General features: G+C 67.8%; 24 protein-coding genes. 11 read left to right on the top strand and 13 right to left on the bottom strand.

Features of this window, described 5'->3' with window-relative positions; all coding sequences use genetic code 11:
• Positions 1 to 9 precede the first annotated feature (9 nt).
• Positions 10 to 414: a hypothetical protein gene (locus ACR9Y6_RS00330; protein ID WP_481279508.1), complete on the top strand. Its 405-nt coding sequence runs from the start codon at positions 10 to 12 to the stop codon at positions 412 to 414.
• A gap of 3 nt (positions 415 to 417) precedes the next feature.
• On the opposite strand, the gene ACR9Y6_RS00325 is transcribed toward ACR9Y6_RS00330, so the two are convergent.
• Positions 418 to 1,542: an inorganic phosphate transporter gene (locus tag ACR9Y6_RS00325; RefSeq protein ID WP_481279507.1), complete on the bottom strand. Its 1,125-nt coding sequence runs from the start codon at positions 1,540 to 1,542 to the stop codon at positions 418 to 420.
• 13 nt (positions 1,543 to 1,555) lie between these two features.
• Complete coding sequence (locus ACR9Y6_RS00320; RefSeq protein WP_306849739.1) at positions 1,556 to 2,185, bottom strand: DUF47 domain-containing protein; 630 nt, start codon at positions 2,183 to 2,185, stop codon at positions 1,556 to 1,558.
• 126 nt (positions 2,186 to 2,311) lie between these two features.
• Between ACR9Y6_RS00320 and ACR9Y6_RS00315 the strand changes: the two genes are divergently transcribed.
• From ACR9Y6_RS00315 to ACR9Y6_RS00285, 7 genes are all read left to right on the top strand, one after another.
• A complete protein-coding gene (locus ACR9Y6_RS00315) occupies positions 2,312 to 3,631 on the top strand; it encodes a hemolysin family protein (RefSeq protein ID WP_481279506.1) in 1,320 nt (439 codons plus the stop codon).
• Between the two features lie 55 nt (positions 3,632 to 3,686).
• Positions 3,687 to 4,295 carry an exopolysaccharide biosynthesis protein gene (locus ACR9Y6_RS00310; RefSeq protein ID WP_426285446.1) on the top strand — a complete coding sequence of 203 codons (609 nt, stop codon included), beginning with the start codon at positions 3,687 to 3,689 and terminating at the stop codon, positions 4,293 to 4,295.
• Positions 4,296 to 4,373: 78 nt separating this feature from the next.
• Positions 4,374 to 5,687, top strand: coding sequence for an APC family permease (locus ACR9Y6_RS00305; protein ID WP_481279505.1), 1,314 nt, complete (start codon positions 4,374 to 4,376; stop codon positions 5,685 to 5,687).
• A gap of 47 nt (positions 5,688 to 5,734) precedes the next feature.
• Complete coding sequence (locus tag ACR9Y6_RS00300) at positions 5,735 to 6,286, top strand: (2Fe-2S)-binding protein (RefSeq protein ID WP_306849734.1); 552 nt, start codon at positions 5,735 to 5,737, stop codon at positions 6,284 to 6,286.
• On the top strand, positions 6,283 to 8,559 hold the full coding sequence (locus tag ACR9Y6_RS00295) for a xanthine dehydrogenase family protein molybdopterin-binding subunit (RefSeq protein ID WP_481279504.1): 2,277 nt from the start codon (positions 6,283 to 6,285) through the stop codon (positions 8,557 to 8,559). The genes ACR9Y6_RS00300 and ACR9Y6_RS00295 overlap by 4 nt, the downstream gene beginning before the upstream one ends.
• 30 nt (positions 8,560 to 8,589) lie before the next feature.
• Complete coding sequence (locus ACR9Y6_RS00290) at positions 8,590 to 9,354, top strand: class I SAM-dependent methyltransferase (RefSeq protein ID WP_481279503.1); 765 nt, start codon at positions 8,590 to 8,592, stop codon at positions 9,352 to 9,354.
• A gap of 83 nt (positions 9,355 to 9,437) precedes the next feature.
• A complete protein-coding gene (locus ACR9Y6_RS00285; RefSeq protein ID WP_306849731.1) occupies positions 9,438 to 10,721 on the top strand; it encodes a polyhydroxyalkanoate depolymerase in 1,284 nt (427 codons plus the stop codon).
• A gap of 348 nt (positions 10,722 to 11,069) precedes the next feature.
• Here the strand turns inward: ACR9Y6_RS00285 and ACR9Y6_RS00280 are convergent, their stop codons facing one another.
• On the bottom strand, positions 11,070 to 12,173 hold the full coding sequence (locus ACR9Y6_RS00280) for an SLC13 family permease (RefSeq protein WP_481279502.1): 1,104 nt from the start codon (positions 12,171 to 12,173) through the stop codon (positions 11,070 to 11,072).
• 52 nt (positions 12,174 to 12,225) lie between these two features.
• Positions 12,226 to 12,999 carry a DUF4097 family beta strand repeat-containing protein gene (locus ACR9Y6_RS00275; protein ID WP_481279501.1) on the bottom strand — a complete coding sequence of 258 codons (774 nt, stop codon included), beginning with the start codon at positions 12,997 to 12,999 and terminating at the stop codon, positions 12,226 to 12,228.
• A gap of 165 nt (positions 13,000 to 13,164) precedes the next feature.
• On the opposite strand from ACR9Y6_RS00275, the gene ACR9Y6_RS00270 reads away from it, so the two are divergent.
• A complete protein-coding gene (locus tag ACR9Y6_RS00270; RefSeq protein WP_481279500.1) occupies positions 13,165 to 13,698 on the top strand; it encodes a hypothetical protein in 534 nt (177 codons plus the stop codon).
• 293 nt (positions 13,699 to 13,991) lie between these two features.
• Here the strand turns inward: ACR9Y6_RS00270 and mazG are convergent, their stop codons facing one another.
• The 5 genes from mazG to gspN are packed head-to-tail and all read right to left on the bottom strand — an operon-like array spanning position 13,992 to position 17,707.
• Positions 13,992 to 14,783, bottom strand: a complete 792-nt coding sequence (gene mazG, locus ACR9Y6_RS00265) for a nucleoside triphosphate pyrophosphohydrolase (protein WP_481279499.1) — start codon at positions 14,781 to 14,783, stop codon at positions 13,992 to 13,994.
• The gene (gene cysQ / locus ACR9Y6_RS00260) at positions 14,780 to 15,598 is read right to left on the bottom strand and encodes a 3'(2'),5'-bisphosphate nucleotidase CysQ (RefSeq protein WP_481279498.1); all 819 of its coding nucleotides are present in this window, start codon (positions 15,596 to 15,598) and stop codon (positions 14,780 to 14,782) included. Before cysQ ends, mazG begins: the two co-directional genes overlap by 4 nt.
• Entirely contained in the window at positions 15,595 to 16,152 is a 558-nt protein-coding gene (gene nudE, locus ACR9Y6_RS00255; RefSeq protein WP_426285456.1) for an ADP compounds hydrolase NudE, read from the bottom strand. The genes cysQ and nudE overlap by 4 nt, the downstream gene beginning before the upstream one ends.
• Positions 16,149 to 16,937: an inositol monophosphatase family protein gene (locus ACR9Y6_RS00250; protein ID WP_481279497.1), complete on the bottom strand. Its 789-nt coding sequence runs from the start codon at positions 16,935 to 16,937 to the stop codon at positions 16,149 to 16,151. Before ACR9Y6_RS00250 ends, nudE begins: the two co-directional genes overlap by 4 nt.
• A complete protein-coding gene (gspN, locus tag ACR9Y6_RS00245) occupies positions 16,934 to 17,707 on the bottom strand; it encodes a type II secretion system protein N (RefSeq protein ID WP_481279496.1) in 774 nt (257 codons plus the stop codon). The genes ACR9Y6_RS00250 and gspN overlap by 4 nt, the downstream gene beginning before the upstream one ends.
• Positions 17,708 to 17,763: 56 nt before the next feature.
• On the opposite strand from gspN, the gene ACR9Y6_RS00240 reads away from it, so the two are divergent.
• Positions 17,764 to 19,134 carry an adenosylmethionine--8-amino-7-oxononanoate transaminase gene (locus tag ACR9Y6_RS00240; RefSeq protein ID WP_481279495.1) on the top strand — a complete coding sequence of 457 codons (1,371 nt, stop codon included), beginning with the start codon at positions 17,764 to 17,766 and terminating at the stop codon, positions 19,132 to 19,134.
• Here the strand turns inward: ACR9Y6_RS00240 and ACR9Y6_RS00235 are convergent.
• The gene (locus ACR9Y6_RS00235) at positions 19,131 to 19,757 is read right to left on the bottom strand and encodes a DsbA family protein (protein ID WP_481279494.1); all 627 of its coding nucleotides are present in this window, start codon (positions 19,755 to 19,757) and stop codon (positions 19,131 to 19,133) included. The genes ACR9Y6_RS00240 and ACR9Y6_RS00235 overlap by 4 nt on opposite strands.
• Before the next feature lie 81 nt (positions 19,758 to 19,838).
• Here ACR9Y6_RS00235 and ACR9Y6_RS00230 point away from each other — a divergent pair, with 81 nt between their 5' ends.
• Positions 19,839 to 20,573, top strand: coding sequence for a 16S rRNA (uracil(1498)-N(3))-methyltransferase (locus tag ACR9Y6_RS00230; protein WP_481279493.1), 735 nt, complete (start codon positions 19,839 to 19,841; stop codon positions 20,571 to 20,573).
• Here ACR9Y6_RS00230 and ACR9Y6_RS00225 read toward each other — a convergent pair.
• From ACR9Y6_RS00225 to thiL, 3 genes are read right to left on the bottom strand one after another with little or no spacing between them, the layout of a single operon-like run.
• Complete coding sequence (locus ACR9Y6_RS00225) at positions 20,558 to 21,541, bottom strand: potassium channel beta subunit family protein (protein WP_481279492.1); 984 nt, start codon at positions 21,539 to 21,541, stop codon at positions 20,558 to 20,560. The genes ACR9Y6_RS00230 and ACR9Y6_RS00225 overlap by 16 nt on opposite strands.
• A gap of 9 nt (positions 21,542 to 21,550) precedes the next feature.
• Positions 21,551 to 22,051, bottom strand: a complete 501-nt coding sequence (locus ACR9Y6_RS00220; RefSeq protein ID WP_481279491.1) for a phosphatidylglycerophosphatase A family protein — start codon at positions 22,049 to 22,051, stop codon at positions 21,551 to 21,553.
• On the bottom strand, positions 22,048 to 23,001 hold the full coding sequence (thiL, locus tag ACR9Y6_RS00215) for a thiamine-phosphate kinase (protein WP_481279490.1): 954 nt from the start codon (positions 22,999 to 23,001) through the stop codon (positions 22,048 to 22,050). Before thiL ends, ACR9Y6_RS00220 begins: the two co-directional genes overlap by 4 nt.
• Positions 23,002 to 23,005 lie beyond the last annotated feature (4 nt).

The raw sequence follows: 23,005 nt of genomic DNA, 5'->3' as shown, positions 1-23,005 counted from the left end.
CAGGCAGTCATGCGGCATTTCGAAGCGATTCGCTCCCACCTGGGCGGCATCCACAAGCTCCGCCAGAACGAGCCCTACATCATCAGCTTCGACCTCGAGCTGCCCGACGGGCGGCACCAGGGCATCTACCTCGCCGAACTCGAGGACGCCGACGGCCAGCGTTTCCTGCGCCTGTCGACGCCGATCGGCCCCCTGGCCGGCGTGGATGCGCGGCGCTGCCTGCGCTTCAATTGGGAGCAGCGCACCGGATACCTGGCCGAAGCCGATCTCGACGGCTCGCCCTATCTGCACCTGTGCGAGAACCGCCCGTACGACTACCTGGACGAGCGCGAACTGGCCCGGCTGATCGAGGAACTGGGTGCCATCGGCGACCAGCTCGAGCAGGTCGTCAATGGCGAGGCCGACGCGCTGTAGGCCTTAGAACAGCAGGTAGCCCAGCTTGACCAGGCCGTAGCCGAGTCCTGCCGTGATGGGCAGGGTGAGGATCCATGCCCAGACCATGCGCTCGACCACCGACCAGCGGATGGCGTTGAAGCGCTTGGCCGCGCCCACGCCCATGATCGACGCGGAGACGTTATGGGTGGTCGACACCGGGACGCCGAGCATCGAGGCGGTGAGGATCACGGCCGCGGAGCTGCCTTCGGCGGCGAAACCATTGATGGGATGCAGCTTCACCATCTTGTGGCCGAGCGTCTTGATGATGCGCCAGCCGCCACCGGCGGTACCCCCAGCCATGGTCAGCGCGCAGACCACCTTCACCCAGACGGGAATCGGAAAGCCGCCGGCCGCGGCCGGGTCGTGCGGGATGCGCAGGAAATGCAAGAACGCGGGCAGGTGGTCGAACTGGCCGGCCGCCGTCGCGCCAGCCAGGGCCAGGGCGATGATGCCCATGCTCTTCTGCGCGTCGTTCATGCCATGGGACAAGCCCATGGCGCTGGCCGAGACGATCTGCGCCTTGCCGAAGAAGCTGTTCACGAAGGGCGTGCGGCCGAAGCGGTGCAACCGGCCCTTGCGGCTGGAGAGGAAGCCCAGCAACGCATAGAGCCCCCCCATGATGGCGAATCCGATCACGAAGCCGAGGAAGGGCGAGACGATCATCGGCACGATGACCTTGGGCACCACGCCCTTGCCGAGCCACCAGTGCGCGCCACCCTGCCACCAGATGATCGAATGGAAGTTATCGCCGGCAGCGGCCAGCGCGGCACCGCACAGGCCACCGACCAGGGCGTGGCTGGAACTGGAAGGCAGGCCCAGCCACCAGGTGATCAGGTTCCAGATGGTGGCGCCGAGCAACGCGCTGATCAGCAGGTGCGAACCGACCTCGACCACGCCCGTGTCGATCAGGCCCGAGGCGATCGTCGCCGCCACCGCCGTGCCCCAGAGGGCGCCCGCCAGGTTGGTGACGGCGGCCAGCAGGACCGCCTGGCCTGGCGTGAGTACCTTGGTCGCGACCACGGTGGCGATAGAATTCGCCGTGTCGTGGAAGCCGTTGATATAGGTGAACGCGAGGGCGATCAGGACGACCGCGATGACCATGCTCATGGGCCGCCCGCCGTCAGGAGTTCTTGAGCACGATCGAATACACGACGTTGCCGACGTCCCGGCACTTGTCGACGGCCTTCTCGACCAGTTCGAAGAGGTCCTTGGCGAGGATGGCCCGGAGCGGATCGGAAGCTTCGGCGTAGAGGGTGCGATAGGGGTCGAGCAGCAGGCGGTCGGCCTCGGACTCCAGCGCCTGGAGCTGGTCGCGGAGCTTCTTCACCGGGTCGATCTTCAGGCCGTGGCGGAGCTGGCCGATCATCGCCACCACCACGTCGGCGGATCGCTCCAGCAGCGCCGCACGCTGGCTGAAATCGATGCCCTGCAGGCGCTCGGCGACGATCACGTAGCGTTCGGCGAACTTCTCGATGGTCTTGGGGATCTTGTACAGCGCCGAGTTCAGGGCCTCGATGTCCTCGCGATCCAAGGCGGTGACGAAGGTGTTCACCAGTTCCTCGCCGATCTGGCCGTGCAAGGCCTTCTCGCGGGCCCGCGCGGTGCTGAAGGCGGCCATCACCGGGGTACGGTCGGTCTGGGTGACCAGCTCGTGCATGGCCCGGGCGCTTTCCCGCGCGGCCTCCGCACTGGCTTCGAGCAGCCCATAGAACTTGTCGCCCTTACCGAAGATCGTCTGGAGTGAAAACATGGCGTCGCCTGGGGAACCTTGGGGATTTATGACGCTAATGTTACCGGACTGGGCCTGGCGGTGCCGTGGGCTTTCGCCGACGAACCTCCACGACCCGGCACGGCCCATCTGCTATATAAGCCCCCGATGCTCTCCGAACTCCTGCTGGTCCTCGTCCTGTCCCTCGGCAACGGCTTCTTCGCCCTGTCCGAGATGTCCGTCGTCGCGTCGCGCAAGAGCCGGCTCAAGCAACTGGCCAGGGACAGCCGGCGCGCCCGGGTGGCCCTGCAGCTGGCCGAATCGCCGGAGCGCTTCCTCTCCACGGTCCAGGTCGGCATGACCCTGATCATCCTGGTCACGGGTGCCGTGGCCGGCGACAGCCTGGGCGAGAAGTTCGCCGAACTGCTGCACGGCGGCGGCCCGCTCTGGCTGGAACCGTACGTGCGCGTGGTCGGCTGGCTGCTCGGTTTCCTGCTGATGTCCCTGGTCCAGATCGTCATCGGCGAACTCGTGCCCAAGCGCGCGGCCCTCTCCGCCCCCGAGCGCATCGCCTGCCAGATCGCCATGCCGATGCTGGTGATTTCGCGCATCACCCTGCCGATGGTCTGGCTGCTCAACCATCTGTCCACCGGCATCCTCCGCGTGCTCCGCCTGCACCGGACCAGCGCCAGCGCCGCCACGGAAGAGGAAATCCGCCTGCTCGTGGCGGAAAGCGCCGAGCAAGGCATCCTCGACAGCGACGAGCGCAACATGGTGAACCGCGTGCTGCGCCTGGGTGACCGCACGGTGGACTCGGTGATGACCCCGCGCATGAAGATCGCCTGGCTGGATGTCGCGGCCTCGCGAGAGGACAACCTGGAGGTACTGCGGGAGACGCAGTTCTCGCGCTACCCCGTCTACCGTCGTGACGAAAGCGAAGTGGTCGGCACGGTCGAGGTGAAGTCGCTCATCGGCTCACTCGAACGCGGCCAGGTCGATCTCTTCGCCCGCGTCGCCCGACCGCTGTTCGTACCGGCCACCGCCCGCGCCCTCGACCTGCTCGAAGCCTTCCGCGACGCCGACACCCAGCTCGCGCTGGCGGTGGACGAATACGGCGACATCGAAGGCCTGGTCACCTTGAACGACCTGCTCACCGCCGTGGTCGGCGCCACCGCCCCCGCGGCCGACGACGCCGGGCAGGCGGGGCCCATCGTGCGCCGCGACGATGGCAGCTGGCTGCTCGACGGCTCGCTGCCCGCCGACGACCTGCGCGAACTGCTCCAGCTGGACCGCCTGCCCAACGAGGAAGAACACGACTTCCGCACGGTGGCCGGCATGATCACCACGCAGTTCGGCCACATCCCCCAGGCTGGCGAATCCTTCACCTGGCAGGGCAACCGCTTCGAAGTGGTCGACATGGACGGTGCCCGCATCGACAAGGTGCTGGTCAGCACGGTGGGTGCCGAGGAGCCCGTTGCAGGCGAATGACGAAGGCGCGGTAACGTAAAGCGGCGGTTCAAGCGCCGACCGCGACAGTCGTTGCATGACCCCGACCGAACCGCGCGAAGACAAGACCGCCGCCCTGCTGAGGGCGGCGCTCATGTCCACCCCGGGCGAACGGATCACCATCGAGCAATTGCTCGAGCCCCTCAGGCGCCGCGCCTTCGGCTTCCTCCTGCTCTTGCTCGCGATACCGAATTTCATCCCGGTGCCGCTGGGCATCGGCGGCATCATGGGCGTGCTCGTGGTCGCGCTCGGCCTGGAAATGCTGATCGGGCTGGAACATCCGTGGATTCCGGGCTTCCTTCGTCGGCGCACGATGTCGCGCGAGGGCCTGCTGCGTTTCCTCGACCGCATCGCGCCCATGACGCGCCGGCTGGAAAAAATCTGCCAGCCGCGCCTGCAACGCCTCACGCAGCGCCCGTTCACCTTCGTCTCCGGCGCCATCATGATCCTCATCGGCATCCTGCTGGCCTTGCCGATTCCGTTCACCAACTACGTATTCGGCGGCATGCTGATCGCCTTCGCCTTCGCGCTGGTGGAACGCGACGGCGTGCTGCTGATCGTGGTCTGGGCCACGACGGTGGCGATCGTGATCGCCTCGGCCACCTTCAGCCGGGCCCTGGCCGATCTTTTCCGTCACATGTTCTAGCCGACGGGCGGCGCGCGGGCTTGCGGGAGCCGTGCCGCGCGGGCGATCCTGCGCGCTTTACCCAGGCGACGACGATCCATGGAAAATCCCGGCTACGCCCGCCGCCTCACCCTCATGGACGCCGCGCTCATCGTCGTGGGCGGGATCATCGGTGGCGGCATCTTCCTCAATCCCGGCATCGTCGCGCAGCGCACCGGCTCCGGCTGGGTGCTGCTGGGACTCTGGGTCGCCGGTGGCCTGCTGACCCTGATCGGCTGCCTCTGCTACGCCGAACTGGGCGCGCGGCGGCCGGAGGCGGGCGGCAGCTATGTGTACCTGCGCGAGGCCTTCGGGCGGCTGGCCGGATTCCTGTTCGGATGGACCATGCTGCTGGTGATCTACAGCGGCAGCAGCGCGGCCGTGGCGACCATCTTCGGCAGCTACGCCACATCCGTGTTCGGCCTTTCGCCCGGCCTGATCAAACCGCTCGCCATCGGCGCGCTCGTCTTCGTCACGGGGCTCAACCTCTTTGGCATCCGCTTCGGCGCCCAGGTACAGAACGTCTTCGCGATACTGAAGCTCACCGCCATCGTCGTGCTGGTGGTCACCGGCGTCGCTTTCGCGGGAGCCGGCACCACCCAGGCGCTGGAGGCGAGCCCGACCCAGGTGACCGGCAGCCTCGCCGGTGCCCTGCTGCCGGTATTGTTCGCCTTCTCCGGCTTCAGCTACCTCAACAACCTCGCCGGCGAAGTCCGCGATCCGCAGCGCACGCTGCCGCGAGCGTTGATCGTGGGCATGCTGGTGGTGATCGCCGCCTACGTGCTGACCAACTACGCCTACCTCGCCGTGCTCGGCCACGACGGGCTCGCGGCCAGCCAGGCACCGGCAGCCGATGTGATGAGCCGCGTGTTCGGCACCGCCGGCGCGAAGCTGATCGCCATCGGCATCGCCATCTCCACGCTCGGTTTCTGCAACATCACCCTCGTCGCCGGCGCCCGCGTCCTCCAGGTGATGGGCCAGGACGGCCTTTTCTTCTCCAGCGTGGCCAGGCTGCACCCGCGCTATCGCACTCCGAACATCGCGCTGATGATGCTTTCGGCGTGGGCCATCGTGCTCGTCTGGATCGCCAACTACGGGCAGCTGCTGGATTTCGCCGCGTTCGGCGACTGGGCCGCCTACGCGGTCACCATCGCCACGCTGTTCTGGTACCGGCGGCATGCCCAGGGCCGGCCCGCGTTCGCCACGCCCGCCTATCCCTTGCTACCGCTGGTCTTCCTCGCCACCGTGATCGGCGTGGTCGTGGCGTACGCCTGGGACAAGCCACTCAGTGCCGGCGTGGTCTGCCTCGTGGTGCTGTCGGGACTGCCCGTCTACGCGGTGTGGCGACGGCTGTTCAGTAAAGTCGCTCGCTGAACCATGGCACGGATGCCACAATGACCCGGTTCAGTTGAGGAAAGCCGATGGCACAGCAAGGTCCGACGTCTCCCGTACCCGTTCCGCCCAAGCAGGACGCCCGTCAGCCGGCGCCCAAGCCGGTACGTGAAGGCATCGACCTCATCGTCAACGACAAGCGCTACCGGCACACGGGCGACAAGACCATGCCCCTGCTCTGGTACCTGCGCGACGTGCTGCGCCTGACCGGCGCGAAGTATGGCTGCGACCAGGGCGATTGCGGCTTCTGCACGGTCATCGTCGACGGCAAGGCCGTGGCCTCCTGCCAGACGAAGATGGAAAAGATGTCCGGCAAGCGGGTGACCACGGTCGAGGGCCTGTCCGCCGCTGACGGCACGCTGCACCCCGTGCAGCAGGCCTGGATCGACGAGGACGCCATCATGTGCGGGTTCTGCCAGCCCGGCCAGATCATGGCCGCGGTGGACCTGCTCTCGCGGCAGAAGAATCCCTCCGACGCGGATATCGACAAGATCGGCAACCTCTGCCGTTGCGGCAGCTATGGGCGCATCCGCAAGGCGATCAAGCGCGCCGCCGGCGCGATGAAGGACCCGAAGGCATGAGTGGCGAGGTCCGACTTTCCCGCCGCCGGTTCCTCAAGTACGCCGCCGGCACCGCCGGGGCGCTGGTCATCGGCGTCGGCACCGCGGAGGCCCTGGATCGCCCGCCGCCGCTCGGCCTGCTCGGCGACGCCTGGGCCCAGGTCGGCCCTTACCTGCGCATCGCCGCCGACGGCCGCATCTACATCGGCGTGCGCGATCCCGACAACGGCGAAGGCACGGCCACGTCGCTGGCGCGGATCATCGCCGAGGAACTCGACGCCGACTGGTCGCGCGTGATCGTGGAGCCGCTCGGCCTCGGCGTCACCCAGGGCAACGGCGAACCGAAATTCACCTACGGCCGCCAGCGCAGCGGCGACGCCACCAGCATTCCCGCCGCCTGGGCCGACCTGCGCCAGGCCGGCGCGCTCGGTCGCTGGCTACTCCTGCAGGCGGCCGCGCGCCGCCTAGGCGTCCCGGCGGAACAGCTTCGTGGCGAAAGCGGCATGGTCGTCGCCGCCGACGGACGGCGGATTTCCTATGCCGACCTGGCCTCGGCCGCGGCCGGCATCGACGCGCCGTCGACACCCCCGCCGGTGAAGCAGGCCGAGCGTTACCACCTGATCGGCCAACCCGCCGGGGACATCGACGCGCGCGCCGTCGTCACCGGCACGCTGCGCTATGCCTTCGATGAAAGCATCGGCGATCCCGTGATCGTCGTGCTGGCGCGGTGCCCCTACCCCGGCGGCTCGCTCGACACGGCCGATCGCGACGCGGCGAAGAAGGTCGAGGGCGTCTTCGACGTCATCGAGATCACACCCGAGCAAGGCCAGCAGCCCGGCCTCGCCGCGCAGGCACCCGCCCTGGCGGTGCTCGCGCGCGACACCTGGTCGGCCTTGTCCGGTCGCGCCGCGTTGAAGGCGACCTGGAAACCCGGAGGCACCACCGAACAGTCGAGCACCATGCTCGAGCAGAAGGCGCTCGACCTGTTCGGGGACGATGCCGCCGCGCCGACCACCGTGCGCAACGACGGAGATATCGCCGCCGCGCGCAAGAAGGCCGCGCGCGCGCTCGAAGCCACGTATTTCCAGCCCTGGGTCGCGCATGCCACGGCGGAAACCCCCAATTGCGTCGTCCGCCTCGACCCGGACACCAGCGTGACGGTGATCGCCGCCACGCAGTCGCCACGCCAGGCGTACACGGTCGTGCAACGCATGACCGGGTTCCGTCCCGAGCAGATCGACATCCAGGTGCCGCGTGGCGGTGGCGGTTTCGGCCGCCGGCTGGAGCAGGACTACATCGCCGAGGCGATGGCGGTCGCCCTGGCCAAGAAACCCGACGAGATCCGCAACCGGCCGGTCAAGCTGCTCTGGACCCGCGACGACGACCTGGCGCGCGACTATTACCGTCCGCTGGCGGTACACCGCCTCAACGCGTCGCTGGATCGCAAGAAGAACATCGTCGGCTGGCACCAGCGCATGGCGAGCCCGTCCGCGCTGGCGGGACGGGCCACGCCGGACAATCGGCTCTGGCAATCGGAACTGGTCGCCGACGCCCTGCCCGCGGGACTCGTTCCCAATTTCCGCAGTGACTGGTACCCGCTGGAATCGACGCTGGCCCGCGGCGAGTGGCGGGGCTCGCCGCACGTCACGCCGACCTTCGCCAGTGAAAGCTTCATCGACGAACTCGCGCACGCGGTGAAGGCCAATCCGCTCGACTTCCGTCTCGCCCTGCTCGGCGAGGCGCGCCAGTTGCCGTACAACGGCCGTGGCGGCCCCATCGACACCGCGCGCATGGCGAACGTGCTGAAGCTCGCCGCCGACAAGCTCGACTGGAGCCGTTGGCTGCGCAGCGAGAATGGCCTCGGCATCGCCTGCGCCTATGTCTTCGGCGCCTACGTGGCCCACGCCATCGAAGTGGCGCCGACCACCGATGGCATCGACATCCACCGCGTGGTCTGCGTCGCCGACGTCGGCCGCGCGATCAATCCCCTCGGCCTGGAAGCCCAGTTGCAGGGGGCCACGCTGGATGCGCTGTCCACCGCCCTCAACCTCGCCATCACGGTGAAGGACGGTAAGATGCAGCAGACCGGCTTCCGCGACTACCCGATCGCCGCGACGCAACCGATGCCCTACGAGGTGGAGACGGTGATCGTGCCGTCCACCGTCGATCCGGCCGGCGCCAGCGTGATCGGCGTACCCTCGGCGGCGCCGGCCCTCGCGAACGCCGTCTTCCGCGCCACCGCCGTGCGGGTACGCCGATTGCCCCTGCTGCGCGAACTGGCGCGACTGCGCTAGTCCTTGTCTTCCACCGCCCCGAGGTACCGCATGACCATCGCATCGTTTACCTCGGGCCCTCCGGCCCAGCGGACCGACGCCGACCTGATCGGCAGCAACAAGCGCTTCTACGACGCCTTGTGGACGGACGCGAAGCTGTTCTCGCCGGAGCAGTTCAATACCTGGCCCCTGGTCGCCGAACTGGCCGCGCAGACCGCGCGACGGCTCGAAGTGGCGCCGGGCCTGCGTCCCCGCCTGCCACTGGCGGACACCCAGTTCGTCGACCTCAGCCGACCGGCGCTGGCGGAGCTCGGCCGGCACGGCGCGCGCGTGGCCAACGCCATGATCGGCGCCCTGCCCTTCCGCGACGCCAGCTTCGACTTCGTCTGCGCCTTCGACATCCTCGAGCACGTGGTGGACGACGAAGGGGCCCTGGGCGAACTGGCCCGCGTGGCCGAACCGGGCGCCCGCCTGCTGATCTCGGTGCCCCTGCACCCGGACGCATGGACCGCCTTCGACGACTTCGTGGGCCACTACCGCCGCTACGAGCCCGAGGCGATCCGGGCCTTGCTGGACCGGCATGGATTCACCATCGAACGCAGCGCCGTCTACGGCATGCAGCCGAAATCGTCGAAGCTGCTCGACCTCGGGCAGTGGTTCCTGACCCACCAGCGCGCCCGCGCCATGTGGTGGTACAACCGGGTGTTCATGCCGCTGGGCGTGCGTTTCCAGAAGCCGTTGGCCTTCACGACCGGCTTCGAACCAGGGCCCGGAGTGGACGAAGTCCTGCTGGTCTGCCGCAAGGCCGCCACTTAAATCGAGTAAAAACAGGGGCTTTACACATGGCGCGGCGCAACTGGTTATGATGCGCCACCTTTCCCGCCCCGGACGCAAGCTGCATGCTCTATCTCATGCACGAATGGCAACGCTCGATGCTCAGCCCGCTCTCCTACTGGGCCGAGGCGGGCGCGAAGATGTTCGGCGACATCGCCAGCCCGTTCGCCCGGGTGCCGGGCGCGGAACGCGCCGCCGCCGGTTACGAACTCATGTACCGGCTGGGCAAGGCCTACGAAAAGCCTGAATTCGATATCCACAGCGTGCACGCCCACGGCCACGACGTCGCCATCGTCGAACAGGTCGCCATGGCCAAGCCGTTCTGTACCCTCAAGCGGTTCAAGCGCTTCTCCGACGACCAGGCCACCGTCGACAAGATGAAGAACGACCCGGCCGTGCTGGTCGTCGCGCCGCTGTCCGGACATCACTCCACGCTGCTGCGAGACACCGTCCGCACGCTGCTGCGCGATCACAAGGTGTACATCACCGACTGGGTCGACGCGCGCATGATCCCGCTCGACCAGGGCTCGTTCTCGCTGGCCGACTACGTGTCGTACATCGAGGAATTCATCCGCCACGTCGGCGTGCATCGCGCGCACGTGGTCTCGGTCTGCCAGCCCACGGTGCCGGTGCTCGCGGCGGTATCGCTGATGGCCGCCCGTGGCGAGGCCACGCCGGCCACGCTCACCCTCATGGGCGGTCCGATCGACACGCGCAAGAGCCCCACCAGCGTCGACAACCTGGCCACCACGCGTCCGCTGTCGTGGTTCCGCAACCAGCTGATCCACAAGGTGCCCTATCAGTACCCGGGCGCGGGCCGCGAAGTCTATCCGGGCTTCCTGCAGCACGCGGGATTCATCGCGATGAATCCGAGCCGCCACGTGATGTCGCACTGGGACTTCTACGAGAACCTGCGCAAGGGCGATCTCGACGACGCCGACCAGCACCGCAAGTTCTACGACGAATACAACGCCGTGCTCGACATGCCGGCCGAGTACTACCTCGACACGATCGAGACGGTGTTCCAGGAACACCGCCTGCCCAAGGGCACCTGGGAAGTGCACGGCGAGCTGGTGCAACCGGCGAAGATCAAGGACACCGCACTGCTCACCATCGAAGGCGAGCTCGACGACATCTCCGGCCTTGGCCAGACCGAAGCGGCGCACGGCCTGTGCAAGGGCATCGCGAAGAAACGCCGCAAGCACATCACGATCGAGGGCGCCGGCCACTACGGCATCTTCAGCGGCCGCCGCTGGCGCGACGTGGTCTATCCGGATGTCCGCGATTTCATCAAGGCCTTCGACCGCGGCAACAGCAACACCGGCGCCCAAGGCACCCGCAAAGCCTGATAACCAGCCCCGGTGGATAACCAGCCCTGGTGGGGATGACCAGCCCTGATGGGGATGACCAGCCCTGATGGGATGAGTAACCCTTGTAGGATGACCAGCCCTTGTGGGAGCCGACCTTGTCGGCGATCCCGCGGCAGCGGGCCAGGCTGAAGCAAGCACCCATCGCCGCTGAAGCGGCTCCCACAAGAGCATCGGGTAGACCGGTTAGGAATAGACCTGGCGGGAGCCGACCTTGTCGGCGATCCCGCGGCAGCGGGCCAGGGTGCGGCGAGCACCCATCGCCGACAGGGTCGGCTCCCACCAAGGTCGGCTCCACCAGAGGCGGCCCCACCAGGCGAAAGCTTGCCGCTAGAGCAGGGCCCAGCCCAATAGTCCGATCACCACGAAGAACGGCACGGACCACACGTGGAAGCTCGCCCACGCCTTGCGCTCGCCGAGCAGCCGCAGCGCGATCAGGTTCGCCAGCGAGCCCAGGACGAAACCGAATCCGCCCACGTTCACGCCGAAGGCGATCGTGCGCCAGTCGTGCGAATACTCCGCCAGGAGGATCGCCGCGGGCACGTTGCTGACCACCTGTGAAGCGAGCGCGCCGGTGAGGTACAGGTGTGGCGCGTGCTCCAGGCCCAAACCCGCCACGAACGAACGGACCCCGTCGAGCCCCGCCAGCATGCGCAGGTCGATGAACATGAGCACGAAGGTCAGCAACAGCCCCCAGTCGATGCTGGCGACGACACGCCGGCGCAACGCGAGGAAGACCACCACGACGCCGAGCAACCCCCAGCCCACATATTGCAGGTCGGCCAGTACGATGAAGGGCACGTAGAGCAACGCCGCCACGCCGAGCATCATGCGATCGACGGGCTCCCCACCACGCTCATGCACTTCCAGGGGCATGGCGGGAAACGCAAGCGCCGTCAGTGCGAGCAACAAGGCCAGGGCGATCGCGACGAGCGGCAGCATCTCCCAGACGAAGCCACCGAATCCGTTGTTCCATTGCTGCCAGAGGAACAGGTTCTGCGGATTGCCGATCGGCGTGAGCATCGAGCCCGCATTCACCGCCAGGGCTTCGAACACCACTAGGCGCGTCGCCGGCATGCGTGCGATCCGGCACATGCTCAGGGTCAAGGGCACCATCACGAAGAGCGACACGTCGTTGGTCAGGATCATCGACAGCACGGCCGTGGCCGCGACGAGGCCGAGCGCCGCCACGCGCCGCGTCGAGGTGCGATCGATCAGCCAGCGTCCCGCCATGTCGAGGGCGCCGCTGGATTCCACGCCCTTGGTAAGGATCAACAGGCCCGTGAGCGCGGCTATGGTGGGCCAGTCGACCAGGGAGGGCCAGGCGGCGACGCGTGAAGGCCGTGCGATCGCGAGGGCGATCGACACGGCCAGCAATACGAGGAAGAAGACATCGCGGCGCAGCGCGCGCAACGAAGGAGGTAGCCACATCATGAAGGAAGGATCCCGCCGCCGAGGACGGGATCATATCGGCTTCCGGCGTGGGTCAGCGATTCTTGTCCGGAACGTCGACGCGGCCGGTGACACCATGGTGGTCGACATCGCCGCTGCCTTGCGTGCGAACCCGGAGGTCGCCACGAACGCCGTCGACGTTGAGGTCGCCCGAACCGATGGTCCCGACTTCCACGTTGCCGCCGATGTCACTGAGCTTCGCGTCGCCCGAGCCGACCGTGCCGATGCGGACGCCACCGTTCACGTGCTTCGCCTCGAAATCGCCGGAGCCCACCGTGTCGACTTCCACGGGGCCGGTGCCGTCGAGCTTCACCTCGCCGGAGCCCACCGTGGTCCGTACCGACCCCTTGATGTCGCTCGCTTCCAGTTCACCCGAGCCCGACGAACTGTCCAGTGACGCGACGCCGCGCACCTTCGCTTCGCCCGAGCCCACGTTGACCATGACCGGGATGGTCGACGGCACGCTGGCCTCGACCTTCAGGTCGCTGTAGTGACTGCCGAAACCGGACCAGCCACTGTTGCGGTTGTTCTTCAGTTCGACCAGGAGCGTGTCGCCGTCGCGTTCCTGCGTGACGACGAGGTTGTCGACGGTTTCCTGATCGGAGGCGCAGGCCTTGCCGCGCACCGTTCCCTTGCCTGCGGGCGCGCCGCCGGAAAGGTGCAGTTCGTAGGCATGGACGGAGAAGCGGACGGCGCGGACGCCGGAAAGATCGAGATCGAGGTTGCGATCCGCGTGGAACTTGCACTGGTCGTCGGCCATGGCGATGGCCGGTACCAGCAACAGCGAGGCGAGAAGCAGGTGACGCATGGAAATCCCCTCCGGTGGATGCGGTGTGCCGGTGATGGATGCCAGCCACGCGCAAAAGGTTGTAACCGCGATTTCACACGAATCTGAGCGGTTGGCAACAAGCCCGTCAACCGCCGGCGAGGCGGCACGTTTTCCCCCGTGCAAGTCCAACCGGGAGATCACCCTATGCAACGCAAGACCCTTCTCGCCAGTGCCGCTTCCCTTTTCCTTGCCGGTTCGGCCGCCTTCGCGTTCGCGCAGGATGCCACCCCCAAGACGCCGCCCGCCCCGGCGGCCCACGCCAGCCAGCCGGCCGACCCCCAGCAGGGCCCGAAGTGGGACCGCGATGGCGACCGTGGCCATGGTCGCGGCGAGCATGGCGGCTGGGGCCGTCACGGTGGCGGCATGGCCCGCTCCGGCGTCATCGGCGACCTTCGCGCGCTCGAACGCCTGTACATCGTGTCCGGCCGCAGCAAGGAACTGCCGGCGCTCTACAACGATGTGCTGGCCAAGTCGCAGAACCCGATGGTCCGCGATTACGTGTACCGCCACCTGGCACGTGCGCAGATGCAGCCGCAGAATCCGGACGCCGCCATCGCCACGATGCGCAAGAGCCTCGACGAGAACCTCGCGCAGGACCAGAAGCGTCACCAGGAAATGGAGCAGTTCAAGGCGCACATGGCGCAGCGAATGGCCGATAAGTCGGCTGCTTCGAAGTGAAGTGAGGGAAACGGGGCCGCAAGGCCCCGTTTTCTTGGGGCATCTGTTGCGCCTCTGTGGGGCCTCTGCCGCACCTCCGTGGGGCCGCCCCATTGTGGGAGCCGCTTCAGCGGCGATGGATGCTTGCCTCACCCTGGCCCGCTGCCGCGGGATCGCCAACAAGGTTGGCTCCCACAAAGGCTGCTTGCCTCACCCTGACGCGCTTGCCGCGGAATCGCCGATACATCGGCTCCCATAGGGCTGGCCATGCCACGACTACCTGGGTGGGGGCCGACCTTGTCGGCGATTTGCGATCAGCCTGCCTCGCGCTTCACCCGGCGCCAGAGCATCTCCTGCTCCTGCAACGAATAGGACGCCAGTTCGCGCCCTTCCATCGCGGCAAGCGCCTCCATCGCGCGGAAGCGCCGCTCGAACTTCGCGTTCGCACCACGCAACGCGCGCGACACGTCGACCTTCGCATGCCGCGCGAGGTTCGCCGCCACGAACAGAACGTCGCCGATTTCATCGGCCAGGCGTTCCTCGTCGGCGCCGTTCTCGAATTCGTGGCGGACTTCCTCGATCTCTTCCTCGATCTTGTCGAGCACCGGCCGATGGTCCGGCCAGTCGAAGCCGACGTTCGCCGCGCGCTTCTGCAACTTCACCGCGCGCTGCCATTCCGGCAACCCACGTGAAATACCGGCAAGCGCGCTGGTGTCGTCGGCGCCCTTGGCCGCGCGTTCCTCCGCCTTCAGGCGATCCCAGTCGCGCGAGCGCGCAAGGTCGCTGGCATGCGTCACGTCGCCGAAGACATGGGGATGACGACGCAGCATCTTGTCGCAGATCGCCTCGACGACATCGCCGAAGGCGAAATGCCCCGCTTCTTCCGCCATGCGTGCATGGAACACGACCTGCAGCAGGAGATCGCCCAGTTCGTCACGCAGGTCGTGCATGTCCCCACGGTCGATCGCATCGGCGACCTCGTAGGCTTCCTCGATCGTGTACGGCGCGATCGTGGCGAAGTTCTGCTTCACGTCCCAGGGACAGCCGTTCTCCGGATCGCGCAGGCGCGCCATGATGGCGATGAGGTCGTCCACCGGGCGCGTCACGCGGCATCCTCCGGATCGACCAGCCGCGCCGCCCAATCGACCGAGGTATCGCCACAGGCGATGAATTCGGGATTGATGAGCGAATCGCGCGTGTTGTAGCGAAAGGGGCGGCCCGCCAGGTCGAGCACGGCGCCACCGGCTTCCTCGAGCACGCATTGCGCCGCGGCGGTGTCCCATTCGGACGTGGCACCCAGGCGCAGGTAGATGTCCGCGTCACCCCGCGCGATCACGCAGAACTTGAGCGAGGAACCGAGCACGAAGGTCTCGTGATCGCCGAGGCGATGGAGCAGCGCGAGGCTACGGCCACCTCCGTGCGAGCGGCTGCCGGTGACCCTCAGCAGGCCGTCGGCGCGGCGCGTGTATATGCGTTCACGCGGCCCGTCGATCGTGGACTGCCGCCAGGCACCCTCGCCGCGGGCGGCGGCGTACAGATCGCCCGTCACCGGGACGAGCACCACGCCGAGCACGCTGCGATGGTCCTCGATGAGCGCGATGTTCACCGTGAACTCGCCATTGCGCTTCACGAATTCGCGCGTGCCATCGAGCGGGTCGACCAGCCAGTAGCGCCGCCAGGTACGCCGCTCGGCCCAGGGCGCGGCGAGCGCCTCCTCGGAAATCACCGGCACACCGGGAGCCAGTCGATGCAGGCCTTCCGCGATGATGCGCTGGGCGGCGAGGTCGGCGGCGGTCACGGGTGAGTCGTCGTCCTTGCTGATCACTTCGAAATCCTGCGCATACACCGCGAGGATCGCCTCGGCGGCCTGTCGCGCGATGGCGCAGACCGGATCGAGCCATGCTGCCGGCGATACGCTCATGCGGGACGGTACCGTCCGGCCAGGTATTCGCGGGCCATGAACAGCGCGGCGATCGAGCGGCCTTCGGTCACATCGTCACGTGCGAGCAGCTCGTGCAGCTTGTCCATCCGCCAGGGCACCACTTCCAGTTCCTCGGGCTCGTCGCCTTGCAGGCGCTCGGGGTAGAGGTCTTCCGCGAGGACGACGTGCGCGAGGTGGGTCATGTACGAGGGCGACAACGACAGCGTGCCGAGGATCTTCAGCTTGCGCGCGCCGTAGCCGACTTCCTCCTTCAGTTCGCGATTCGCGCCCTGCTCCGTCGTCTCGTCGCCATCCAGGCGGCCCTTCGGCACGCCCAGTTCGTAGCGGTCCACGCCAACGCCGTATTCACGCACGAGCAGTACCGTTTCCGGGTCGCGCATCGCGACGATCAGCACGGCGCCGAAACCGCTGCCCTTCAGGCGCTGGTACGTCCGCCTTTCACCATTGGAGAACTCGAGGTCGACCTCTTCCGCACGGCGGAGGGGACTGTCGGGCGCATCGCGCGTCGCGAGGATCGTCGGGCGTTTGTTCATCGGGCGATTGTAGCGCCGGTGAATCGCGCCAGTGCCTCGGCGTGGATGGCCGGCGTGCCTGCCAGGACGCTGCGCGTGTCCAGGCCGGGCGCGGCGCCATCCAGGTCGGTGAATACGCCGCCGGCCTCGCGGACGATCACCGCCAGGGCGGCGATGTCGAGGATGTTCAGGTCGGATTCGATCACCAGGTCGAGGCCACCACGGGCAAGCAGGTGGTAATGACAGAAATCGCCATAGCCACGGATGCGATTGCTGTCGCGGATCATCGCGCCCAGCGCGTCCCATCGGGCATCCATCGTGAGGGTCTTCACGTTGCCGGTGGAGATCGATGCCTCGCGCATCGTCGCCGTCGACGCCACGCGCACGGGATCTCCGTCGAGGAAGGCGCCACGTCCGCGCACGGCCCACATGCGCTCGCCGTATACGGGAGCGGAGGAAACACCCAACACCAGTTCGCCACGATGCATCAGGGCGATCTGCGTGGAGAAGAACGGCGTGCGACGGACGAAGCTCTTCGTTCCGTCCAGGGGATCCACCAGCCACAGGTATTCCCGCGAGGTGTCGTCCGCCCCGTATTCCTCGCCATAGATACCGGCTTCCGGCAGGGCTTTCGCGAGGATCGCGCGGATCGCCATTTCCGCTTCGCGGTCCGCGACGGTGACCGGCGTGTCGTCGCCCTTCACGATCACGTCCACGCCGGCGCGCCAGTAATGCTGGATGATCTCGGCGGCCGCTCCGGCGGCGTCGCGCGCGGCGGCAAGCGCCTTGTCGAGGATGTCTGTCATGGTGTGATCGAGGGCGCCAGCCCCGCCTTGCGTTGGAGGTTGACGGAACCGTCGCGGCCCACCGGGCCGAAACGTGCGATGAGATGCGACAACGCGCTGTCGGCGATGCGGGGAACCAGCTTGCCTTCCATGCGCCAGCCCAGCGGCGAAGCGGCCAGCGCCGCGTTCACCGCCAGCGAGCCCGCGCCGTCGTCGGCGAGCGCGGCGCGCAGCACCCCGCCCTGGCTCGATGCCCGCAGCGCGATATCGCCGAGGACGACATAGCCCTCGGGTGTGCGCACGGCGGCCTTACGCCAGGTGATGTCGGCATCGAGGGCCACCGGCCAGTTGCCTTGGAGTTCGGCGCGTGGAATACGCCCTTCCACCACCCCCGCCGGCACCAGTCCGGGCGGCAGGGCCGGTCCGGCCAAGGCGCCGGCATCCATCCGGAAATCGACCCCGCTCCAGGTCGCGTTGTCGCGGCCGGTGCTCTCCAGATGGCCGTCGAAACGCCCCGCGCCGCCGTCAAGGTGGATATCCAGGTGCGTGCGTCCGAGGATCGCGTCTCGCCCGAGACGCCAGGTGGCGACGCCGAGTTCGCGGCCGTCGGCCATCGCCACGCGCCCCGCGCGGCCATTCCACAGCGTGCCCGAGAGTTCGTCGAGCACCACGCCGTGGACCTGCCGCGCCGCGAACGGCACGGCGATGCTCGCCGGCAGGAACCAGTATGAAAGCCCCGCGGCGACGGCCAGCAAGGCGACGAGCAGGGCCGTCCAACGCAACCACTTCAAACCATCACCTCACCTCTCGACTTGAGGACCGGGGGGCACGGGGCGATGATGGGCGGATGACCGACGCCCTTTTCGCTTCCCCGGCCGCCGACGCGCTCGTCGCCCGCGACCTTTCCGTCCTCTGGCACCCGTGCACCCAAATGCACGACCACGAAACCCTGCCCATGGTACCCGTGGTGCGCGGCGAAGGGGCGTGGCTGGTCGGCGCGGACGGCAAGCGCTACCTCGACGCCGTCAGTTCCTGGTGGACGAACCTGTTCGGCCACGCGGAGCCACGTATCGCCGGGGCGCTGAAAGACCAGCTCGACCGCCTGGAGCACGTCATCTTCGCCGGCTTCACCCACGAACCCGCGCTGGAACTGGCCGAGGAACTGGTGCGGATCACCCCGGCGGGGCTGGAGCGCGTCTTCCTCGCCGACAACGGGTCCGCCGCCATCGAGGTGGCGCTGAAGATGAGCTTCCACTACTGGCTCAATCGCGGCCACGGCGAGAAGACCCGTTTCATCGCGCTCACCGGCAGCTATCACGGCGAGACCCTGGGCGCGCTTTCCGTCAGCGACGTGGCGCTTTATCGCAAGACCTATGCCCCCCTGCTGCTGACGCCCGAACTCGCGCCCTCGCCGGACACCTACGAGGGCGAACCCGGCGAGACGGCGAAGGACATCGCCATGCGCCGCCTGGGCGAGATGCGCGCCTTGCTCGAACGCCATGCACGCGAAACCTGCGCCGTCATCGTGGAACCGCTGGTGCAATGCGCCGGCGGCATGCGCATGTACGACGCGTCGTACCTCACGGGCCTGCGCGCGCTGTGCGACGAATTCGACGTGCACTTCATCGCCGACGAGATCGCTGTCGGCTTCGGCCGGACGGGAACCCTGTTCGCCTGCGAGCAGGCCGATGTCTCGCCGGACTTCATGTGCCTGTCGAAGGGGCTTACCGGAGGCTTCCTTCCGCTTTCCGCGGTGGTCACCACCAACGACGTCTACCAGGCCTTCTATGCCGAGTACGCCGCCGGCAAGGCCTTCCTGCACTCGCACAGCTACACCGGCAACCCGCTCGCCTGCCGCGCGGCCACCGCCACGCTGAAGATCTTCCGCGACGATCCCGTGCTCGAGCGCAATCGCGTCCTGGCCGCGCACATGGCGTCGCGTATCGCGCCACTGGTGGATCACCCGCACGTGGCCGACGTACGCCAGACCGGCATGATCGCCGCGATCGAGCTGGTCGCCGACAAGGCATCGCGCAAACCTTTCGCCGCGGTGGAACGCCGGGGCCTGCGCGTGTATCGCCACGGCCTGGAGCACGGCGCGCTGCTGCGGCCGCTGGGCAACATCGTGTACTTCATGCCGCCCTACGTGGTCAGCGAGGCGGAGATCGACTTCATGGTCGACACCGCGATCGCGGGCATCGCGAAAGCGGTGGCCTAGACGCGCGACAAGCCCACCGGCAAATGGCCCAGGCGGTCCATCTCGCCGTCCGCGAACAGGTCCGGATGGGCGAGGTAGTCCATCGCGAAACCATGGGCGTCCGCGCCCCAGAACAATTCATCGCCGATGGCGAGCGTGGGTACGCCGAACACCTGCTGCCGCATCGCCTGTTCGAAGTTGGCCTGCAGCCGGGTCTTCACCTCGGGAGCGGCCAGCGCGGCGCGTACATCGGCTATCCCGAGCGACGCCGCCAGCGGCTCCAGTGCCTCGGCCGTATCCGCCGGACGCCCGTGCGCCCATATCCATTCGAAGATGGCGCCCACCGCCTCCACGCTGGTCCCCGCCGCGATGCACAGGCGCAGGGCCGGCAGCGGATTGAACGGATGCGTGGGCGGGAACCGCAGCGGGATACCCGCCTGGCGCGCACGCCATTGCGCATAGCGGTAGGTGAATTCGCGCTTGCGCGGAATCTCGGCCGGGCCACGCTGGCCCATTTCCTTGAGCAGCGCACCGAACAGGATCGGCCGCAGGGCCACCTCGCGCCGCTCCGCGAGTTCGCGGATCGACTGCCATTGCAGCCAGGAGAACATCGAGACGAAATCGAAGTACCAAGCGATCGGCATGGGCGGCTCCCGGAAAACCCCATGGACGATAGCGGGCCGTGGGGCTGGCTACAATGCACGTTCCGTGACACGAGACACATCATGCGCACCATACGCATCCACGTCGACCTTGCCCTGGCCGCCGGCCAGGAGATCACCCTGCCCGCCCAGGCGGGAGAGCACGTGGCCCGCGTATTGCGGCTGGACGTGGGGGCGCCCGTGGTGTTGTTCTCAGGCGGCGACGGCATGGAGTACGACGCCACCCTCGTCGGCGTGGGCAAGCGTGAGGTCGTCGCGGCCGTCGGCAGCGGGCGCGCTGTCGCCAACGAATCCCCGCTCGCACTCACCCTCGCCCAGGGTGTCGCCCGTGGCGAGAAAATGGACCTCATCGTGCAGAAAGCGACCGAGCTCGGCATCGCCCGCATCGTGCCGATCCTCACCGAACGATCGGAGGTGAAGCTCGATCCGGCACGCGCGGAAAAACGCCTCGTCCATTGGCGCGCGGTGGCCGCCAGCGCGTGCGAACAATCGGGCCGCGCCCGAGTTCCCACGATCGATCCGGCACTGCCCTTGTCGGCGTGGCTGGCATCGCTCGACGGCGATGCATCCCCACGGCTTGCGTTGCTTCCGGAAGGAAGCAAACGCCCCGGCGAACTCGGCCTGCGCGAGTCGGCCATCCTCGCGATCGGGCCGGAAGGCGGCTTCGGCGAACGCGACCGTGCCGCCCTCGCGTCGTCGGGTTTCCTCGGCTTGAAACTCGGCCCGCGCATCCTCCGCACGGAGACCGCCGGCCTGGCGGCGATCGCCGCCCTGCAAGCCCTCTACGGCGACATCTGAGCGAGCAATGCCGCTTCGACGCGGCGCATGACGCTCTCGTCGAGCAGCGGCAGCGCGTCGAGGGCCTTGAGGTTTTCTTCCAGTTGCGCGGTCTTGCTCGCGCCGAGGATCACCGTCGAGACGTTCGGATTCTTCAGGCACCAGGCCAGCGCGAAGCGTGCGAGGGGAAGGCCGAGGTCGGCCGCGATCGGCGCAAGCGCGCGCACGGTCTTCAGGCGCGCGCCGTCGTCTTCCAGCAAGGCCTCGCGCAACCAGGCGTAATCGGGATGGCCCAGCCGCGAATCGTCCGGCACGCCGTCGTTGTACTTGCCCGTGAGCAGGCCCGAGGCCAGCGGCGACCAGACCGTGGTGCCCATGCCGTAGCGCTCGTACAGCAGGGCGTATTCCCGCTCGAACCGCTCGCGGTGCAACAGGTTGTACTGAGGCTGTTCCATCGACGGCGCGATGAGGTTCCGCTCGCGCGCCACGCGATGCGCTTCCTCGATCGAGGCGGCCGGCCACTCGCTGGTACCCCAATACATCACCTTGCCCTGGCGGACCAGGGCATCCATCGCCAGCACCGTTTCTTCCACCGGCGTGTCGGGATCGGCACGGTGGCAGAAGTACATGTCGAGGTAATCGACACGCAGGCGCTCGAGGGCCTGGTGGCAGGCATCGAACACGTGCTTGCGCGATAGCCCTCGCTGGGTCGGCTTGGGTTGCTCGCTCGCGCCGAAGTACACCTTGCTCGACACGGTGTACGCATCGCGCGGCAGGCGCAGGTCGGCGATGACGTCGCCCATCAGGCGCTCGGCTTCACCGGCGTTGTACGTTTCCGCGTTGTCGAAGAAGTTGACGCCATGGTCGTAGGCGAGCGCGATGAGTTCGCGCGCCTGCGAGCGACCCACCTGCCGGCCGAAGGTGACCCAGGCACCGTAGGAAAGTGCGGAGACCTTGAGGCCGGTCGAGCCGAGGCGGCGGTATTCCATGGCGAATTCCTAACGGATGAAGTGGAGGATCGCGAACAATACGATGGCGGCGACGATACCCGCGATCACGTCATCGAGCATGACGCCGAGCCCCCCTTTCACACGCCGGTCGAACCAGGCGATCGGCCACGGCTTCCACACGTCGAATACGCGGAACAGGATGAAGCCCGCCGCCACCGCCCACCATGGCGCGAGCAGCGCGGGCAGCAAGGCGATCCACTGGCCGACGAATTCGTCCCAGACCAGGCTGCGATGATCGGCCACGCCGAGGAGGCGGCCGGCGACATCGCAAGCCCATACGCCGATGCCGAATGCCACCGCGACGACGGCGATCCAGGCGGATAACGGCAGGTCGCGCAGCAGCAACCACGGAAGGATCGCCGCCAGCGAACCGAAGGTCCCCTGCGCCTTCGGTGTCAGGCCCGAGCCGAAACCGCAGGCGATCCACCCTGCCGGCGAAGCGAGCAGGCGGCGGCGATCGGCGGGGTCGAGGGTGTATTTCGTGCTCACGTGGCGAAATGGTTCCAGCCGGTGCGCGATGGTTCATGCACGCCGCCGCGCTCGTCGAGCACGCGCACGCCGCTGCCTTCCACGACGCGGCCCACGCGCGTGGCGCCGCAGCCGAGGCGTGCCATCGTGCTCGACAGCTCGCCCGCCCGGTCGGCCGGCACGGTGAAGCAGAGTTCGTAATCGTCGCCACCGCCGAGCGCGAAATCCAGTGCGTCGGCTTCCGCGAAGTGAGTGAGCAACGCCGACGAGCGCGGCAACAACGGGGCCTCGATGTCGATACCCACGCCACTGGCCGTACAGATATGACCCAGGTCGGCGACGAGTCCATCCGAGATATCGATGCAGGCGGTGGCGATGCCACGCAGCGCCTGCCCGGCCGAGACACGTGGCGTCGGCCGGTTGAGCCGGTCGACCAGGACGGCATAGGGCGAGGCGTCGGCCTCGGCAAGGCAGCGCAGGCCCGCGGCCGCATCGCCCAGCGTGCCGGTGACCATGACCACGTCGCCCACGCGCGCGCCCGAGCGAAGCAAGGCTTCGCCCGGCGTCGTGAACCCATGCACGGCGACCGTCACGGTCAGGGGACCGCGTGTGGTGTCGCCGCCGATGAGGGCAAGCCGGTACGGCGTGGCCAGTTCGGCGAAGCCGCTGGCCAGGCCGTCGAAGAAGGCCTCGTCGCCACCGGGCGTCGTAAGCGCCAGCAAGGCCCACGCCGGGGTGGCGCCCATGGCGGCGAGGTCGGAAAGATTCACCGCCAACGCCTTCCAGCCAATGTCGGCCGGCGACGTACCGGGCGGGAAATGCACCCCTTCGACGAGGGTGTCGACGGCGATGGCCAGCTCGCGGCCGGCCGGCACCGCGACGATGGCGGCATCGTCACCGATGCCTTCGATCACGTCGTCGCGATGGACTTCCGTATGCCGGCGGATGCGTTCGATCAGGTCGAATTCCATGCGT

This window comes from Luteibacter sp. TLI7-4A (assembly GCF_056754745.1).
Note: the sequence above shows the minus strand (reverse complement) of the source record. Positions and strands in the feature narration are given on the sequence as shown.